Annotated in this window: 1 pseudogene; it reads right to left on the bottom strand. The window is 41.1% G+C overall.

The features are described from left to right. Window positions 1-128: 128 nt before the first annotated feature. Window positions 129-253, bottom strand: a pseudogene (locus AACQ81_RS06810) (transposase); the annotation flags it as partial.

The following is a 253-nucleotide window of genomic DNA, read 5'->3' on the forward strand; positions in this document are numbered from 1 at the left end:
ATCGACGCAGCAGTAAAGTTCTTCTAAATTATACATGCCTGAGGATCTCCACGATTTTGTTTTCTTTAGCAAAAACTTTGATCGTGCCTCAGGCACTTTAGTTCCCTTCTTAAGCGAAGCTCAGGTTTGTTACGTACTTGCTCATTCATATACTTCCACAATCGCTCTATCGGATTGAGGTTTGGGCTGTAAGGCGGTAGGTAATGCAATTCAATATTAAGGACATATGCCATCTCTTTCACCAATTCTGCTC

Origin of the sequence: Xenorhabdus sp. Sc-CR9, from assembly GCF_963897815.1 — a bacterium.
Lineage (GTDB): Bacteria > Pseudomonadota > Gammaproteobacteria > Enterobacterales > Enterobacteriaceae > Xenorhabdus.